This is a genomic window from Streptomyces sp. SAS_272, assembly GCF_052543235.1.
This window is the reverse complement of the sequence record NZ_JBMNDR010000216.1, coordinates 1-1,316: the sequence shown is the minus strand read 5'-3', so window position 1 is coordinate 1,316 and position 1,316 is coordinate 1. Positions and strand designations below refer to the sequence as shown.

At 71.7% G+C, this 1,316-nt stretch carries 1 protein-coding gene; it reads left to right on the top strand.

All coding sequences use genetic code 11. The features are described from left to right. Nucleotides 1-1,316, top strand: a 1,316-nt coding sequence (locus ACN6LD_RS42220; RefSeq protein ID WP_445045938.1) for a beta-ketoacyl synthase N-terminal-like domain-containing protein, incomplete at both ends; no start/stop codon positions are given.

The window sequence follows — 1,316 nt, the reverse complement described above, 5'->3', positions numbered from 1 at the left end:
CACGCGCGGGGGATCACGGCCTACCTCGAACTCGGCCCCGACCCCGTCCTGACCGCCCTCGTCAAGAACACCCTCGACACCCACACCCACACCGACACCCACACCACCGGTGCCGAGAGCGCCGACGCCAACACCGGCACCAGCACCAGCACCGGCACCAGCGGGGGCAGCGGGAGGGGCTCGGGCAGCGTCACCGCGGTCGCCGTCCTGCACAAGGACAAGGACGAGGTCCGCACCGCCCTGCGCGCCCTGGCCGCCGTCTCCACCACCGCCACCCCAGCCGACTGGACCCCCCTTCTGGGCGCCGGCCGGCGCATCACCCTGCCCACCTACGCCTTCCAGCACAAGCGGTACTGGATCGACACCCCCGGCCTCACGGCTCCCGCTCCGGCTCCGGCGCCGGCATCGGCCGACGCCGCCCCCGACGCCGGCTTCGACTCCGAAACCGAGAACGACACGGAGGCGGACGGTCACGACTGGGCCGAGCGGCTGCACGGTCTGAGCGACTCGCAGCGCATCGCGCTGATCGCCGAACTGATCAGCAGGCACACCGCCGAGATCCTGGAGTACGGCACCGAGAACGAGGTCGACCCGGCGCTGCCGTTCAAGGAACTCGGCTACAACTCCCTGACCTCCGTCGACCTGCGCTCCAGCCTGTCCGCCGACCTCGGCGTCGCGCTGCCCCCGTCCCTCGTCTACGACTACCCGACCCCCGAGATCCTGGCCCGGCACATCGTGACGACCCTGCTCGGTGTCGCCGACGCCCCCGAACCCGTCGAGAAGCTCGCCGTGTCGGACGAGCCGCTGGCCGTCGTCGGCATGGCCTGCCGCTACCCCGGCGGAGTGGCATCGCCGGACGACCTGTGGCGTCTGATCAGCACGGGCACCGACGCCATCGGCCCGCTGCCCGACGGCCGGGGCTGGGACCTGGACGACCTCTACGACCCCGAGCGCGGCAGCGCCGACAAGACCTACACCCGGCACGGGGGCTTCCTCTACGACGCCGACATGTTCGACGCCGCCTTCTTCGGCATCAGCCCCCGCGAGGCCCAGGCCATGGAACCCCAGCAGCGCCTGCTGCTGGAAACCGCGTGGGAGTCCCTCGAAACGGCCGGCATCCTCCCGCACACCCTCAAGGGCAGCCGCACGGGGGTGTTCGTCGGGGCGATGACGCAGGAGTACGGGCCGCGTCTGTACGAGCCCGCGAAGGACGCCGGGGGCTATCTGCTGACGGGGACGACGGCGAGTGTGGCGTCGGGGCGTATCGCGTACACGTTGGGTCTGGAGGGTCCGGCGGTGACGGTGGACACGGCGTG